Here is a 13513-nt window from a genome sequence, read left to right on the forward strand (position 1 = left end):
AGGATGGAGAACACAATCTATCTGGATCATGCAGCAACATCTTGGCCTAAGCCACCTGCTGTTGGTAAGGCAATGATGAGTGCCCTCGAATTTGCAGGGGCTAACCCGGGCAGGGGGAGTCATCGGATGGCTGTGCAGGCGAGCAGGGTTTTGTTTGAAACGAGAAAAGGCTTGGCGACTCTGTTTGGTATTAAAAACCCTAATGATATTGCATTTGGTTCAAACACAACAGAAGCTCTTAATCTTGCGATTCAGGGTGTACTTCAAGAGGGGGATCATGTAATAGCCACCATGGCGGAACATAATTCAGTCCGGCGCCCTCTGGAGTTCCTTCGCAGACAAGGTAAGATTGAGGTAGATTATGTACCCGTCACAGCCTCTGGAGCCATAGACTTAAAACAGATGGAGCGGATGTTTCGGAAAAACACCCGTTTGGTCGTATGCACACATAGTTCTAATCTGCTAGGCAGTATTTTGCCAATTGGAGAAATCTCAGAACTATGCCGTCAACATCAGGCTCTTTTACTGGTGGATGCAGCTCAGAGCGTTGGGGTGATGCCGGTGGATGTAGGAAAACTAGGTATTGATATGCTGGCTTTTCCAGGACATAAGGGGTTGCTGGGACCCCAAGGTACAGGTGGCTTGTACATCGCTCCCGAGCTCGATGTGCAACCTTTGCTTCATGGAGGTACGGGTAGTCAATCCGAGGCGGTAGAACAACCTAAAGTTCGCCCAGATCGTTATGAAGCTGGAACCCCTAATACAGTTGGGATTGCTGGGTTAGGAGCGGGGGTGAAGCATGTACTTGCCATGACACCTGCTTCAATCTATCAGCATGAGTGGGAGCTGACACAACTTATAATGGAAGGACTTTCTTCGATTAAAGGTATTCAACTGTTGGGCCCGGACATTGGACAACCTCGTTCAGGATTAGTATCCTTTATAATTGAGGGATATGATTCAGCTCAGCTTGCATTCCGGCTGGATCGGAATTATGGGATTGCGGTTCGTTCAGGATTTCACTGTACTCCACTTGCGCATGAGTCAGCAGGTACAACAGCTACCGGGGCTGTCAGAGCAAGCGTTGGATACAGTTCTTCCCATGAAGAGGTCGATGAACTTATTCGGGCCATTACTGAGCTGACAGCAGGGAGATAAAGGAGTAACAAAAGTGTTCAACGTTTTGTTATTCGAAATGGAAATATATGATTAATTCCTTGAATAACGGGTTGATTTATAATAAAAGCTAAGAACTACGGACAGACGTGAATCTGATCAAAAACATAGAGGGGTAGTTGCACTTACATGGCTGAATTAAATGAGCTGATTCTGGAACAGCTGTTGTGGATTATTGGCGGATTGACATTGCTTACGGTGATTTTGCTGATCGTGAGTATTGCTCAAGGGGCAAAGTTACGGAAGTTTAAACGTAAATACGAAGCCATGATGGCTGGCAGTGGTGTGGAGGATTTGGAGTCCCTACTGATTAACCTGAAAATCCAGATGGACAGTATTGAGGACGAACACAAACTGCAAACGAATCAGTTGCAAACAGCATTGCAGAAGCTGGCTCGTATTCAGGGCAAGGTCGGTGTGAAAAGATACAACGCTTATGGAGAGCGTGGTAGCGACCTGAGCTTTTCGATAGCCATGATTAATGAAAGTCAGGACGGTATGATCCTTACGGGATTATTTAATCGTGACGGTTCATATGTATATGCAAAACCTCTAAAAGGGGGAGAGTCGACGTATACACTTTCCCCAGAGGAGAAGGAAGCTATTACTCTGGCACAGCAAGCAGAGTAGAGCGAGTATGCCATTCCCGAATGGCCGAATACAGACTACTCGCTATAATTTCAGACATTCGCATAACGAGACTAAGCCGTGTGTTCTGAAGCACAAAGTATTCCATAAAACCGCCGACGTTAACGATACCTGTCAGATGGATATCGCCGACCGGCGGTAATTCTTTATTTACGCCTGCGCCAGGCTTGAGCGGGCCGTTTACGACCTGGATACAACCGACACTAGAGGATTGGCCAAGACAGGCGTCAATGCCAATCACATACGGATTGTGATGGGTGCTGTAGATTTTGTGTAGTGTGTCTTGCAGATTTACAGCATGAACCGGCTCATCCAATGTGCCATATAGATGGAACAGAGGGCTGTCCCATTTTGCCAGTGACGTACCAACCAGCGGTCCGAGACAGTCACCTGTGGAACGGTCAGTACCGATGCAGACAATCACTACATTTTGCAAAGAATGAGCTTTGTAGAGATGGAACATTAAACGATGTACAATGGCAGCATGCACACCTGGATCAGTATGAGGAACTTTCAGGCTGGTCAGATCTTGTGATGAAAAGGAACGCGAAGTAGGATTCATAGGATCTATCCTTTCCCTTGGAATAGTAGTATCAGTATATGGAAAGGTAGAGTGTTTTATACTTCGGAAGGACAGGCTTTTTACCTGAGAGTGGTTGTAGCTTGAAAGGAGCAGGACATGGACGAATGGCTGGACGATTGGATGCTGATTGCGTTTGATTCAACGCAGCAGGCACTGCGAGCAGAGATGCTCCTAGAGTTTGCTGAGATCGAGATTGACTTGTTTCCGACACCTAAGGAGATTACAGCGGGCTGTGCACTGTGTATCCAGTTTCCGAAAGAGGATCTGATGCGGGTACAGAAAATTATTCGTGATGAGTTTGTAGAGATTCGCGGCCTCTATTTCAAAACCGAAGACAGCTATGATAACATACCGATGTAGAGGAGGAATCAGACTTTGATGTCATTTTATTTTGCACAGGGAAATGATCCTGATAATAAAACTGCTGAGCAGGTAGTGACCAATGCCATTCGTTGGACGGATCAGGTGTGGGCTAAAATTTCCGATACGGATATGTGGCTTAACATCATGTTCAGTTCGATTCGCATCCTTATTATTTTTATTATCACTCGTATTGTCATTAAAGTGGTGTCCAGGGTTATTGATCGATCGATGGCACGGAAGCAGGAAGGCAAAATTCGTGTCAACCCGCGCAGATTCGTAACAATTGGTGAGTTATTGAAAAATGCGACCTCGATAACATGTAATTTCATTATGATTTTGTTGCTGTTATCGGAAATCAATGTACAAGTCGGACCATTGCTAGCTAGCGCCGGTGTTCTGGGGCTTGCCATTGGTTTTGGTGCTCAGGGCTTGGTGAAGGATGTCATAACCGGATTCTTTATTATTTTAGAGGATCAGTTTGCTGTAGGAGATGTGATTCAGACAGGAACGTTCAAAGGAACTGTTGAAGTTATTGGCTTAAGAACAACCAAACTGGTAAGCTGGCAGGGAGAAGTACACATCATTCCGAATGGTACAATTGCAAGTGTGACTAACTATTCGATGTCTAATTCGCTGGCTGTAGTGGATATCCCGATGAAGGCTGATCTGACACTGGATGAGTCCGTACATTTGGTGAAGCAATCACTCGCAGGTATTGAAGAACGAGATCTGAATATTGTGAAGGTACCGGATGTGCTAGGGATTCAGTCGATGTCCACTTCTGATTATGTCATTCGTGTGGTAGCAGAATGTATGCCGAACTCCCGGTCTTCGGTCGAACGCCAAATTCAGGGAGATGTGAAGAAAATACTCGAGTACCATGAGAGAAGCAAGTTGGCTGCATTAGAGCAGGCAGCTGCGATGGATAATGATGAGGGAGATGGTGCAGGTGGAGCGTAAAAGTTTCCAGCTTGGAGATATCGTACAGATGAAAAAGCAGCATCCCTGTGGAAGCAATGAGATGGAAATCATTCGGATGGGGATGGATATTCGGATCAAGTGTGTTGGTTGCAAACATAGCGTACTGATTCCTCGGGCCAAGTTTGAGAAGAATATGAAAAAAGTGTTACGCTCGGTAGAAGAGGATGCGTAATCCTGAGGGTAGGCTGGAAGAGGAAAACATATACCCGGTGTTTTAGTTGCATGATTTAGCTATATCGCGCGGCGATGAAACGTAATGGTGAAATAGCGTTTACATGCACACAGGGTATAGGTATTGCTTTCCTCCCACAGGCATGGTATAATCAATTTTGCTGCGGAAAGGTACCCAAGAGGCCCAAGGGGGCTGACTCGAAATCAGCTAGGCGTGTCACAGCGTGCGTGGGTTCGAATCCCACCCTTTCCGCCATTTAAGTTATTTAGATTTGGTGAAGATATAATGCTTACATAACTCCATTGACTGGGGTCATCATAAAGGACTGAAAGGGACTATCCTATGGATAGTCTTTTTATTTTGTTTCTTATAATTAATCTTAATGCTGATTTTATAATGGTTACCTATAAAAAAATAAAGAGCCCTGACGGGCTCTTTATCCGGCGGTACATGTTTAGTTAGATCACAATCGGTCGTAACGACAGAAACGCTGGCTGTACTGCTTGTAGCAATACTTGTGCTTCGGACTAAGGTCTTACACACCCACAAGCTTCTTATATTACGTGATGCATCTCCAACATCGAAAAATCGGCTTCGTTGTCCAACGGAACCACACCTCTCTCGTGTACCGCCTGATTGTATTATGTGCTAACTGACGTTTTATATACGCGGTACTGAAAAAATAATTAGTGGACGCGTGCTTTAGTCAGCTTTTTCCACTTGCGATTGTGATTGCTCGTTTCCGGAAAGGCCTCGCCTTTTTTTAGCGTGACTCGCTTGGGATCATTAATCTCCGTGTGAAAGCTCTTCTCTCCGACTTCAGTGTACTCTCCATCATTCGGCGCTTTGTCCCCAGGTTCGAACTCGGTTCTTTCACCCATAATAAGTAGCCTCCTCCACAGAATGAGATCAGTGTTACTTCTGTAGTGTGTTCCATCTGAAGTCTAAACATGATGGGGATTATGTACCAATATGAACAGGGAACGTTTGCTTGCATTTCGTTTGCGTATTTGTTATATTAATATAGTTCGAGTTTGTGCTCGTTCCTTGCTCTCAACATGGATTGAGGGCCAGAGTCCATAAGGAGGTGAAAATTATGCGCAAATATGAAGTGATGTACATTATTCGTCCTGACGTTGAGCAAGAAGTTGTTCAAGCTACAGTCGATAAATTCCAAGGCATCATCTCCAACGGCGGTGGTGAGGTTACAGCTCACGACGTTATGGGTAAACGCCGTCTTGCGTATGAGATCAAGAAATTCCGTGATGGTGTTTATGTTTTGGTACACTTCACTGCTGAACCAGCAGTAGTTACTGAGCTTGAGCGTCTCATGAAGATTTCTGACGAAGTAATTCGTTATCTCATTACCAACGACGTTAAGTCTGCCTAAGACATTAACTCGTGATTATCGCACCAATACGCTCAGAAGGAGGGGATTACATTGTTGAACCGTGTCATTCTGATCGGCCGGTTAACCCGGGATCCTGAGTTGCGTTACACTCCAGCAGGAGTAGCCGTGACACAATTTACTTTGGCCGTAGACAGACCGTTTACAAGCCAAGGAGGAGAGCGGGAAGCAGATTTTATTCCGGTCGTAACCTGGAGACAGCTTGCCGAGACTTGTGCAAACTATTTGCGTAAAGGTCGTCTGGCTGCAGTCGAAGGACGCATTCAAGTACGGAACTACGAGAATAACGAAGGAAAGCGTGTATACGTGACCGAAGTCATTGCCGATAATGTTCGTTTCTTGGAGTCAGCTAACCGCGAAGGCGGTGGCGGCGGGGGACAACCTATGCGTGAAGAGCCTTCTTATGGAGGCGGCGGCGGACGTGCAAGCAATAATAATGCTGCGCGTAGCAACAATCAGGATCCTTTTTCCGATGACGGAAAACCGATTGATATATCGGATGATGATTTGCCATTTTAACGTGAGCCGTTACTCGTACGAGATATCGGTTACATGATAGGAAAGGACTGAAAAGCATGGGCTTCAAGCAAAGAGAAGGCGGAGACGATAAAAGACCGGCACGTCGTGGTGGTCGCAACAAACGTCGTAAAGTGTGCTTCTTCACAGCGAACAAAATTACTCACATCGATTATAAAGATACGGACTTGCTTCGTAAATTTATCAGCGAACGTGGAAAAATTTTGCCACGCCGTGTAACAGGTACTAGCGCTAAATATCAACGCATGCTGACGATTGCAATCAAACGCTCCCGTCAAATCGCATTGCTGCCATACACAACTGAGTAGTCATTACTCAGTATGCATACAAGAGCAGTCGGCTTATAGCCGGCTGCTTTTTTGTATTCTCATATTCTACGCATCCCTAGGATACGCATATGAAAATTTAAGAAAATGAAAACGTATAATCATGTAATTTTTGCAGAAGAAGCTTTCAAAGCTGAGATGAATTATAATAGAAGTTAGTTTACCTGAAATGAAGCCTTTGAAAAGAATTGAAGCTTGATGAGTAGAAAAAGTGTAGGAGAGTATATGAATTCATCACTACGTAAGCAAAGACAGCGAAGGAAAAAAAGCCTGAAAAATTGGATCATCGCAACGATTGTTCTATCTATTATATTTGTATGGTTGCAACAAAAAGGAGACTTGGGAGAGATATGGCAAGAAGAAATAATCCCTGAGCCTTTACCAATTACCGGTTTGCATCCAGCTGTTGCCGAAAGCGAAGGTGTATTAGTCCGTATGGCTGCCAGGCGAGGCATAGAAGTTGTGATTACGCATGGATATCGGAGTGTGGAGGAACAAGATGCTCTATTTGCACAGGGACGCTCATCTTCTGGGAATATTGTCACCAATGCAAGAGGCGGGGAATCTTATCATAACTATGGACTTGCCATTGATTTTGCCTTAAGGACCCCTGATGGAGATATTGTCTGGGATATGGAACGAGATGATAATGGCAATGGCAAATCAGATTGGATGGAGGTTGTCGATTTAGCTAAAGAGTTAGGCTTCACCTGGGGTGGAGACTGGACTAACTTTCCGGACTATCCTCATTTACAGATGGACTTTGATTTGAGCATTCGTGATTTAAAACGTGGTAAAAGGCCACCATTAGCACCAAAAAGATAATAGTATATATGCGTAATTATGAATATTTATTAGTAAAGTCCTGCTTTTTGCAGGACTTTTTTCTTTCTTTTGTAAAATAAATGTTCAAAAGTAACAATTAACTCTTTACAGCAGCAATTAAATAAAACTATACTATAATAACTAGATTTTTACGTTTACCTTACAAACCTTGAATAAATGCATATATATAAGCTTCTTATGACTTCTAAGTTGAGATGCTAAGAAACGACAAAATCCCCCTGAATGTGACATATAAATTACATCAAGTAATTCAACTGCATATTATTTTTTATTAAATCTACACATTATGTCATATACATGTTATATATGGACACAAGAAAATTCAATACACACGCCTCATATTATTGTAAATCCACCCAAGCACACTTCAATCTCACACTAAAACCCTGTTATATGTACCTTTTAGCCAAAACTATTACCCAAAACTGTAGTATAGAAAACATTTATTCCAAATATCCCAAAATAATGATTGACGTTAACTAAAATTACACGTATGATTACAGTAATTATTTGTATTTATAATTCCGCTAGGAATTATCAACATTAATTGACCAATGGTTTAAATTGAAGACTATAATCTTGATTCTGTTAACGATAAGGTATTTTGTATACACTTTTGTTCAATTTAAGGGACAACATGGAAATATACAGTGGATGCACTCTTCTACTTATGGATACAGTCTGATGAAATTACAGGGTTAGGGTGATTGATTTGAATAAAGAGCTATTGGAAGTCAGAGACTTAACGACATCATTCAGAATTGAAGATAACTATTATGCCGCAGTCGATCACGTTAATCTTAAGGTTAAGAAAAATGAAGTGTTGGCTATTGTAGGAGAATCAGGTTCAGGTAAGAGTGCTTTTGCGTTTTCTTTAATGGGATTGCATAACAAAGCCAAAATCGAAGGTCAGATTCTCTATAAAGGGAAGGATATCGCCAACATATCCCCTAATCAATTGAACAAACTGCGCGGAAAAGAAATGGCCATGATTTTTCAGGATCCATTATCCGCACTCAATCCTCTAATGATCATAGGTGAACAGATTGAAGAGATTCTTACGCTTCATCAACCGAAGCTGTCTTCCAGAGAGAAGCGGGATAAGGTTATTCACTTATTGAACCAGGTAGGGATTCCACGTCCCGAACAAATATATAAGCAATACCCCCACGAACTATCTGGCGGCATGAGGCAACGTATTGTTATCGCGATCGCCATTGCCAATAAGCCAGAACTGCTCATCGCCGATGAACCAACAACAGCACTTGACGTTACCATTCAGTTGCAAATTCTCGAGTTGATCCGAGAGCTGAAGAATGAGATTAACGCAGGCATTATCCTTATTACGCATGACCTTGGTGTAGTGGCCGAGATGGCTGATCGTGTAGCCGTCATGTATGCAGGAGAAATTGTTGAAATAGCGGATATTGTTACATTGATGACGAATGCAAAACATCCCTATACACGTTCATTATTAAACTCGATCCCTACTATTACTGAAGAAAAATCCAAATTACATGTCATTCAAGGTATCGTACCTTCTCTTAAAAATCTTCCAAGGCAGGGGTGCAGATTCAAGGCGCGAATTCCATGGATTAGCGACTCGGCTCATGAAGATAACCCGCAGATGCATGAAATTGCGCCAGGACACTTCGTAAGGTGTACCTGCTATCAGCACTTTCATTTCCCTGATCAAGCGGAGGAGGCATAACATAATGGCACTACTTGAAGTAGAAGGACTCAAAATACACTTTCCGATTCGCGGAGGATTACTGAAACGGGAGATTGGCAGTGTCAAAGCGGTTGACGATGTCAGCTTTTCCATTGAAGAAGGCCAGACTTACGGGCTTGTTGGGGAATCCGGATCAGGCAAGACAACAACAGGCAGAGCTGTGATTGGTCTGAACCATGTAACTGGAGGCAAAATTTTATTTAATGGCAGGGACTTGACCAAAGAACGACGCAAAGATCGCCAGCTTCAGCGGGACGTACAGATGATTTTCCAAGATCCTTACTCGTCTCTTAATCCGAAGAAGCGTGTTATGGACATCATTGCTGAGCCTTTAAGGAACTATGAACGACTGACGGCAACGGAAGAAAAGAGACAGGTCGGCAGCTTGCTAGAGAAGGTAGGATTAAGTCCAGAGTCTATCTACAAGTATCCGCATGAATTCTCAGGGGGACAACGTCAACGGATCGGGATTGCTCGTGCGATTGCACTCAAGCCCAAACTGATTATCGCTGATGAACCCGTATCTGCACTGGATGTATCCGTACAAGCCCAGGTGCTTAACTTCATGCAGGAGATCCAGAAGGAACTGAATCTGACCTATTTGTTTATCAGCCACGATCTGGGCATTATTCGTCATATGTGCGACCAGATTGGAATTATGTATAAAGGTCGATATGTGGAACAAGGGACAACAGATGATATTTTTGAAAATCCCCAACATATCTATACCAAACGTCTTATTGCAGCGATTCCGGATATGGACCCAACCAAACGTGAGGAAATGATAGCTTTCCGACAGCAGATCAAATCCGAGTATGAAAATTCATACCGCAATTTCTTCGATGAGGAAGGGCTTGCTTATTCGCTCCAATCCATTTCCGATACTCACCGGGTAGCTTTACCTCAGAAAGGTTGAAAGCCATATGTGGAAAACTATTGTACGCCGAATATTTATTATGATTCCTCAAATAATTTTGCTCAGTATTCTGGTCTTCCTGATGGCCAAAGCCATGCCAGGTGACGCGTTGACGGGACTGCTTGATCCGAGTATCGATCCCAAAGCGCTAGAAGAACAGCGTGAACGGCTAGGATTGAACAATCCATGGTATATACAGTATTGGGACTGGATCAGACATGCGGCTATGGGTGATTTTGGACAATCCTTCCGTTTTAAAATGCCAGTAACAGATCTTATTGGTCAACGGATTGCCAACACATTCTGGCTTGCTTTGGCAACACTGATTCTCACATATCTTATCGCTATCCCACTCGGTATCATCAGTGGTCGTTATAATGACACCTGGTCTGACCGTTTGATTACAGGATATACGTACCTGGGTTTTGCAGCACCGCTCTTTATATTCGCTCTGGTCATGGTCTGGATTTTTGGTTTCCGTTTCGGCTGGTTCCCGACCGGGGGAAGTGTAGCACCAGGGCTTACACCAGGAACATTCGAATACGTTATAAGCAAGATTCAGCATTTGCTTTTACCAGCGTTATCAATGGCACTAATCTCCACTGTATCCACGGTACAGTATCTACGCAGTGAGATTATTGATATCAAACACAAAGAATTCGTACTCACGGCGCGAGCCAAAGGTGCTTCGGAATCCCGAATCTACAACAGACATATTTTGCGAAACTCCCTGTTGCCGATTGCTGCATTTTTCGGGTATGAGATTACGGGGCTGATCGGCGGAACCATCTTTATTGAAAGTATATTCAGCTACCCGGGTATGGGACAGTTGTTCCTGAATTCCATCTCATTACGGGATTTCAGTGTAGTCACAGCACTCGTATTATTATATGGGATTGCTACGATTCTAGGCTCACTGCTGTCTGATATTATTTTGGGATTGGTCGATCCGCGTATTCGCATTAAGTAAGAACTTGAAGATTTCGGGGTGAAAACAGATGAGCAAGACCAATGATGTTGTTGTAACTTCACAGAAGGTTGATAAAAGCCCTTCCGGCTTAAGCATTGTGTGGCGAGAGTTGGTCAGGGACAAAGTAGCCCTCGTTTCGCTCATATTCCTGGGGCTTGTCATCCTTCTTGTATATGGAACCTCTATGATTCTGAATCAGGACGATATTGTTAAAGTTGATTTGTTTGCACTGTATGAGCCGCCTTCCGCACAATACTGGCTGGGAACAGACTATGGTGGACGAGATGTATTCGGTCAGCTTGTTATTGGGACAAGAAACTCTCTAACTATCGGTATTCTGGTAACCTTAATGACTGGATTTATTGGCATTCTGGTTGGTGTGCTCTCGGGATACTTTGGCGGAATGATTGATAATATGTTCATGCGTGTGGTGGACTTTTTCATGATCTTGCCATTCCTGATGATGGTTATCGCCTTTGTAACGGCTGTACCGAAATATAATATTGTTTCATTCTCACTCATTATGACCGCCTTCCTATGGATGGGAATCGCCAGATTGATTCGATCCAAGGCTCTTCAGGAGGGTGAACTGGAGTATATTAAAGCATCCAAAACACTTGGGTCTTCTCACTTTAAAATTATTGTATCGCAGCTTCTTCCTAACCTAAGTTCAATTATCATTGTAACGATGACATTGAACCTGGCAGCTAATATTGGTCTTGAATCCGGGTTGTCTTTCCTAGGATTTGGATTCCCGGAAAGCACACCAAGTCTTGGAACACTCGTAAGTTATGCACGTAATCCGCAAACCTTGGAATACAGATGGTGGATTTGGCTACCTGCATCACTGCTGATCCTGGTATTGATGTTGAGTATAAATAATGTCGGACAGGCCTTGAAACGTGCGACGGATGCAAGACAAAGAAGAGGTTAAAAAAAGGGAGGAAAGGTTCATGAAAAAGGGATTATTTTCACGAGGACTATTTTTCACGATGATGCTGGTCTTTGTATTGGCGCTTGCGGCGTGCTCCGAGAAAGAAGCAGCAACTCCTGCACCGGGAGCCAAAACAGAAGAAGGAAAGACGGAGGAGAAGCCTGCGAAAGAAGAGGGTGTTTACTCCATTGAAGATTTCAGTAATGTTAAAAAGAATGAAGGTACAGCCATCGAGGGTGGATCACTTACCTTTGGTCTCGTATCCGATACTGCTTTTGAAGGCACATTGAACTATAACTTCTACTCCGGTAACCCGGATTCGCAAGTGTTGCAGTGGTTTGACGAAGGTTTGCTGACTTGGGATAAAGACTATGTGTACACCAACGATGGTGCTGCGACATATGAAACTTCCGAAGACGGCAAAACGTTTACGCTCACGATTCGTGACAATGTAAACTGGCATGATGGCAAGCCGGTAACGGCAGAAGATTTGCAATTCGCTTATGAAGTTATCGGTGGCAAAGGCTATGATGGCCCTCGTTATGATTCCAACTTCACGAGTGTTGTAGGTATGGAAGAATACCATGCCGGAAAAGCAAAAACAATCTCTGGTATTAAAGTGCTGAGCGACAAACAAATCAGCATTACGTATAAAGAAGCAACACCATCCCTGCTGACAGGTGGCGTGTGGACATATCCATTGGCGAAACATATTTTTGGTGGTATGGACATAGCGAAAATGTCTTCTTCCAAAGAAGTACGTGAGAAGCCAATCGGTTTTGGTCCGTTTAAAGTAGAAACGATCACACCAGGTGAGTCTGTAACGTTTGTTAAAAACGATGACTACTGGCGTGGAGCTCCAAAACTGGACAAAGTAACATTGAAAGTAATCAACCCGACAACGGTTGTTCAAGAGCTGAAATCTGGCGGTGTAGATTTGGTAGATGCTTTCCCGACAGATCAGTATAAAGATAATGCTAATCTATCCAACGTTGAATTCCTGGGTGCAATCGACCGTGCGTATACGTACATCGGTTTCAAACTGGGAACGTGGGATGCTGAGAACAATAAAGTTAAATCGAACCCTGACGCAAAAATGGCAGATAAAAACCTGCGTAAAGCGATGTGGATGGCTGTAGATAATGACCAAGTAGGTAAACGTTTCTACAACGGTCTTCGCTGGAATGCAACAACACTGATTCCACCTTCTCACCCTGAATTCCATGATTCCAACAATCCGGGTGTGAAATATGATCCGGAAGCTGCAAAGAAATTGCTTGACGAGGCTGGCTACAAACTGGATGGAGAGTTCCGTACGAAGCCAGATGGTTCACCACTTGAGATCAATTTTATCTCCATGACTGGTGGCGACACTGCTGAGCCACTCGCACGTTACTATGTTCAATCTTGGGCAGCGATCGGTCTGAAAGTAAACTTGGAAATGATCGAGTTTAACAACTTCTACGACCGTGTAGGTAACACAGGTAAAGATGATCCTAATGTCGATGTGTACCAAGCGGCATGGGGTGTAGGTATCGACGTTGATCCATCAGGTCTGTATGGACGCGATGCACTCTATAACTTCCCTCGTTTCTCCAGTGAAGAGAACGACAAATTGCTGGCACGTGGTATCTCTGCTGAAGCATTTGACGTAGAGAAACGTAAAGAGATCTACAATGAATGGCAACAATACATGGTAGATGAAGTTCCAGTATTCCCAACATTGTACCGTGCTGTGGTAGCTCCTGTTAACAAACGTGTAATGAACTATGCGATTGGTGATGGAACTGGCATATACTTGAGCGATTTGGCTGTAAATGCAGATAAACCGGTTGTTGCTCAGTAATTATTAATAAACATGGATTCCAACACTCTGGCATGGGGTGGAAGGAATCCATGTTTTTTTTGTAACCAAAAAATA

16 protein-coding genes and 1 tRNA gene are annotated in these 13513 nt (G+C 43.6%); 15 read left to right on the forward strand and 2 right to left on the reverse strand.

Annotated features, from left to right (window positions below):
* Nucleotides 1-3: 3 nt before the first annotated feature.
* Both FS818_RS22785 and FS818_RS22790 read left to right on the forward strand, forming a co-directional pair.
* On the forward strand, nucleotides 4-1158 hold the full coding sequence (locus FS818_RS22785) for an aminotransferase class V-fold PLP-dependent enzyme (RefSeq protein ID WP_145334991.1): 1155 nt from the start codon (nucleotides 4-6) through the stop codon (nucleotides 1156-1158).
* A 147-nt stretch (nucleotides 1159-1305) separates the two neighbouring features.
* Complete coding sequence (locus FS818_RS22790) at nucleotides 1306-1806, forward strand: DUF4446 family protein (protein WP_145334993.1); 501 nt, start codon at nucleotides 1306-1308, stop codon at nucleotides 1804-1806.
* Here FS818_RS22790 and yyaC read toward each other — a convergent pair.
* Nucleotides 1781-2386 carry a spore protease YyaC gene (gene yyaC / locus FS818_RS22795; RefSeq protein WP_145334995.1) on the reverse strand — a complete coding sequence of 202 codons (606 nt, stop codon included), beginning with the start codon at nucleotides 2384-2386 and terminating at the stop codon, nucleotides 1781-1783. The genes FS818_RS22790 and yyaC overlap by 26 nt on opposite strands.
* 117 nt (nucleotides 2387-2503) lie before the next feature.
* On the opposite strand from yyaC, the gene FS818_RS22800 reads away from it, so the two are divergent.
* The 4 genes from FS818_RS22800 to FS818_RS22815 all read left to right on the forward strand — a co-directional run bounded on the left by FS818_RS22800 (nucleotide 2504) and on the right by FS818_RS22815 (nucleotide 4178).
* Nucleotides 2504-2767 (forward strand): putative Se/S carrier protein, encoded by a 264-nt coding sequence (locus tag FS818_RS22800; protein WP_186331827.1) that lies wholly within the window; start codon nucleotides 2504-2506, stop codon nucleotides 2765-2767.
* 18 nt (nucleotides 2768-2785) lie between these two features.
* On the forward strand, nucleotides 2786-3730 hold the full coding sequence (locus FS818_RS22805; protein WP_145334997.1) for a mechanosensitive ion channel family protein: 945 nt from the start codon (nucleotides 2786-2788) through the stop codon (nucleotides 3728-3730).
* Nucleotides 3720-3923 carry a DUF951 domain-containing protein gene (locus FS818_RS22810; protein WP_145334999.1) on the forward strand — a complete coding sequence of 68 codons (204 nt, stop codon included), beginning with the start codon at nucleotides 3720-3722 and terminating at the stop codon, nucleotides 3921-3923. Before FS818_RS22805 ends, FS818_RS22810 begins: the two co-directional genes overlap by 11 nt.
* 164 nt (nucleotides 3924-4087) lie before the next feature.
* Nucleotides 4088-4178, forward strand: a tRNA-Ser gene (locus FS818_RS22815).
* 431 nt (nucleotides 4179-4609) lie between these two features.
* On the opposite strand, the gene FS818_RS22820 is transcribed toward FS818_RS22815, so the two are convergent.
* Entirely contained in the window at nucleotides 4610-4804 is a 195-nt protein-coding gene (locus tag FS818_RS22820; RefSeq protein WP_090923589.1) for a YjzC family protein, read from the reverse strand.
* 215 nt (nucleotides 4805-5019) lie between these two features.
* Between FS818_RS22820 and rpsF the strand changes: the two genes are divergently transcribed.
* The 9 genes from rpsF (at nucleotide 5020) to FS818_RS22865 (ending at nucleotide 13438) form a co-directional block, all read left to right on the forward strand.
* Nucleotides 5020-5313: a 30S ribosomal protein S6 gene (gene rpsF / locus FS818_RS22825; protein ID WP_024629534.1), complete on the forward strand. Its 294-nt coding sequence runs from the start codon at nucleotides 5020-5022 to the stop codon at nucleotides 5311-5313.
* A gap of 51 nt (nucleotides 5314-5364) precedes the next feature.
* A complete protein-coding gene (gene ssb, locus FS818_RS22830; RefSeq protein WP_090923588.1) occupies nucleotides 5365-5850 on the forward strand; it encodes a single-stranded DNA-binding protein in 486 nt (161 codons plus the stop codon).
* A 56-nt stretch (nucleotides 5851-5906) separates the two neighbouring features.
* A complete protein-coding gene (gene rpsR, locus FS818_RS22835; protein ID WP_090923587.1) occupies nucleotides 5907-6176 on the forward strand; it encodes a 30S ribosomal protein S18 in 270 nt (89 codons plus the stop codon).
* 243 nt (nucleotides 6177-6419) lie between these two features.
* Nucleotides 6420-7019, forward strand: a complete 600-nt coding sequence (locus tag FS818_RS22840; protein ID WP_145335252.1) for a M15 family metallopeptidase — start codon at nucleotides 6420-6422, stop codon at nucleotides 7017-7019.
* Nucleotides 7020-7752: 733 nt separating this feature from the next.
* Nucleotides 7753-8751 (forward strand): ABC transporter ATP-binding protein, encoded by a 999-nt coding sequence (locus FS818_RS22845; RefSeq protein ID WP_145335001.1) that lies wholly within the window; start codon nucleotides 7753-7755, stop codon nucleotides 8749-8751.
* Nucleotides 8752-8755: 4 nt separating this feature from the next.
* Nucleotides 8756-9688: an ABC transporter ATP-binding protein gene (locus FS818_RS22850; RefSeq protein ID WP_145335003.1), complete on the forward strand. Its 933-nt coding sequence runs from the start codon at nucleotides 8756-8758 to the stop codon at nucleotides 9686-9688.
* 7 nt (nucleotides 9689-9695) lie between these two features.
* Entirely contained in the window at nucleotides 9696-10658 is a 963-nt protein-coding gene (opp4B, locus tag FS818_RS22855) for an oligopeptide ABC transporter permease (RefSeq protein ID WP_090923583.1), read from the forward strand.
* Between the two features lie 28 nt (nucleotides 10659-10686).
* Complete coding sequence (locus FS818_RS22860) at nucleotides 10687-11592, forward strand: ABC transporter permease (protein ID WP_145335005.1); 906 nt, start codon at nucleotides 10687-10689, stop codon at nucleotides 11590-11592.
* Nucleotides 11593-11611: 19 nt separating this feature from the next.
* On the forward strand, nucleotides 11612-13438 hold the full coding sequence (locus FS818_RS22865) for an oligopeptide ABC transporter substrate-binding protein (RefSeq protein ID WP_145335007.1): 1827 nt from the start codon (nucleotides 11612-11614) through the stop codon (nucleotides 13436-13438).
* Nucleotides 13439-13513 lie beyond the last annotated feature (75 nt).

It is taken from the genome of Paenibacillus xylanexedens (assembly GCF_007680605.1).
In the GTDB taxonomy this organism is placed as follows: domain Bacteria; phylum Bacillota; class Bacilli; order Paenibacillales; family Paenibacillaceae; genus Paenibacillus; species Paenibacillus xylanexedens_B.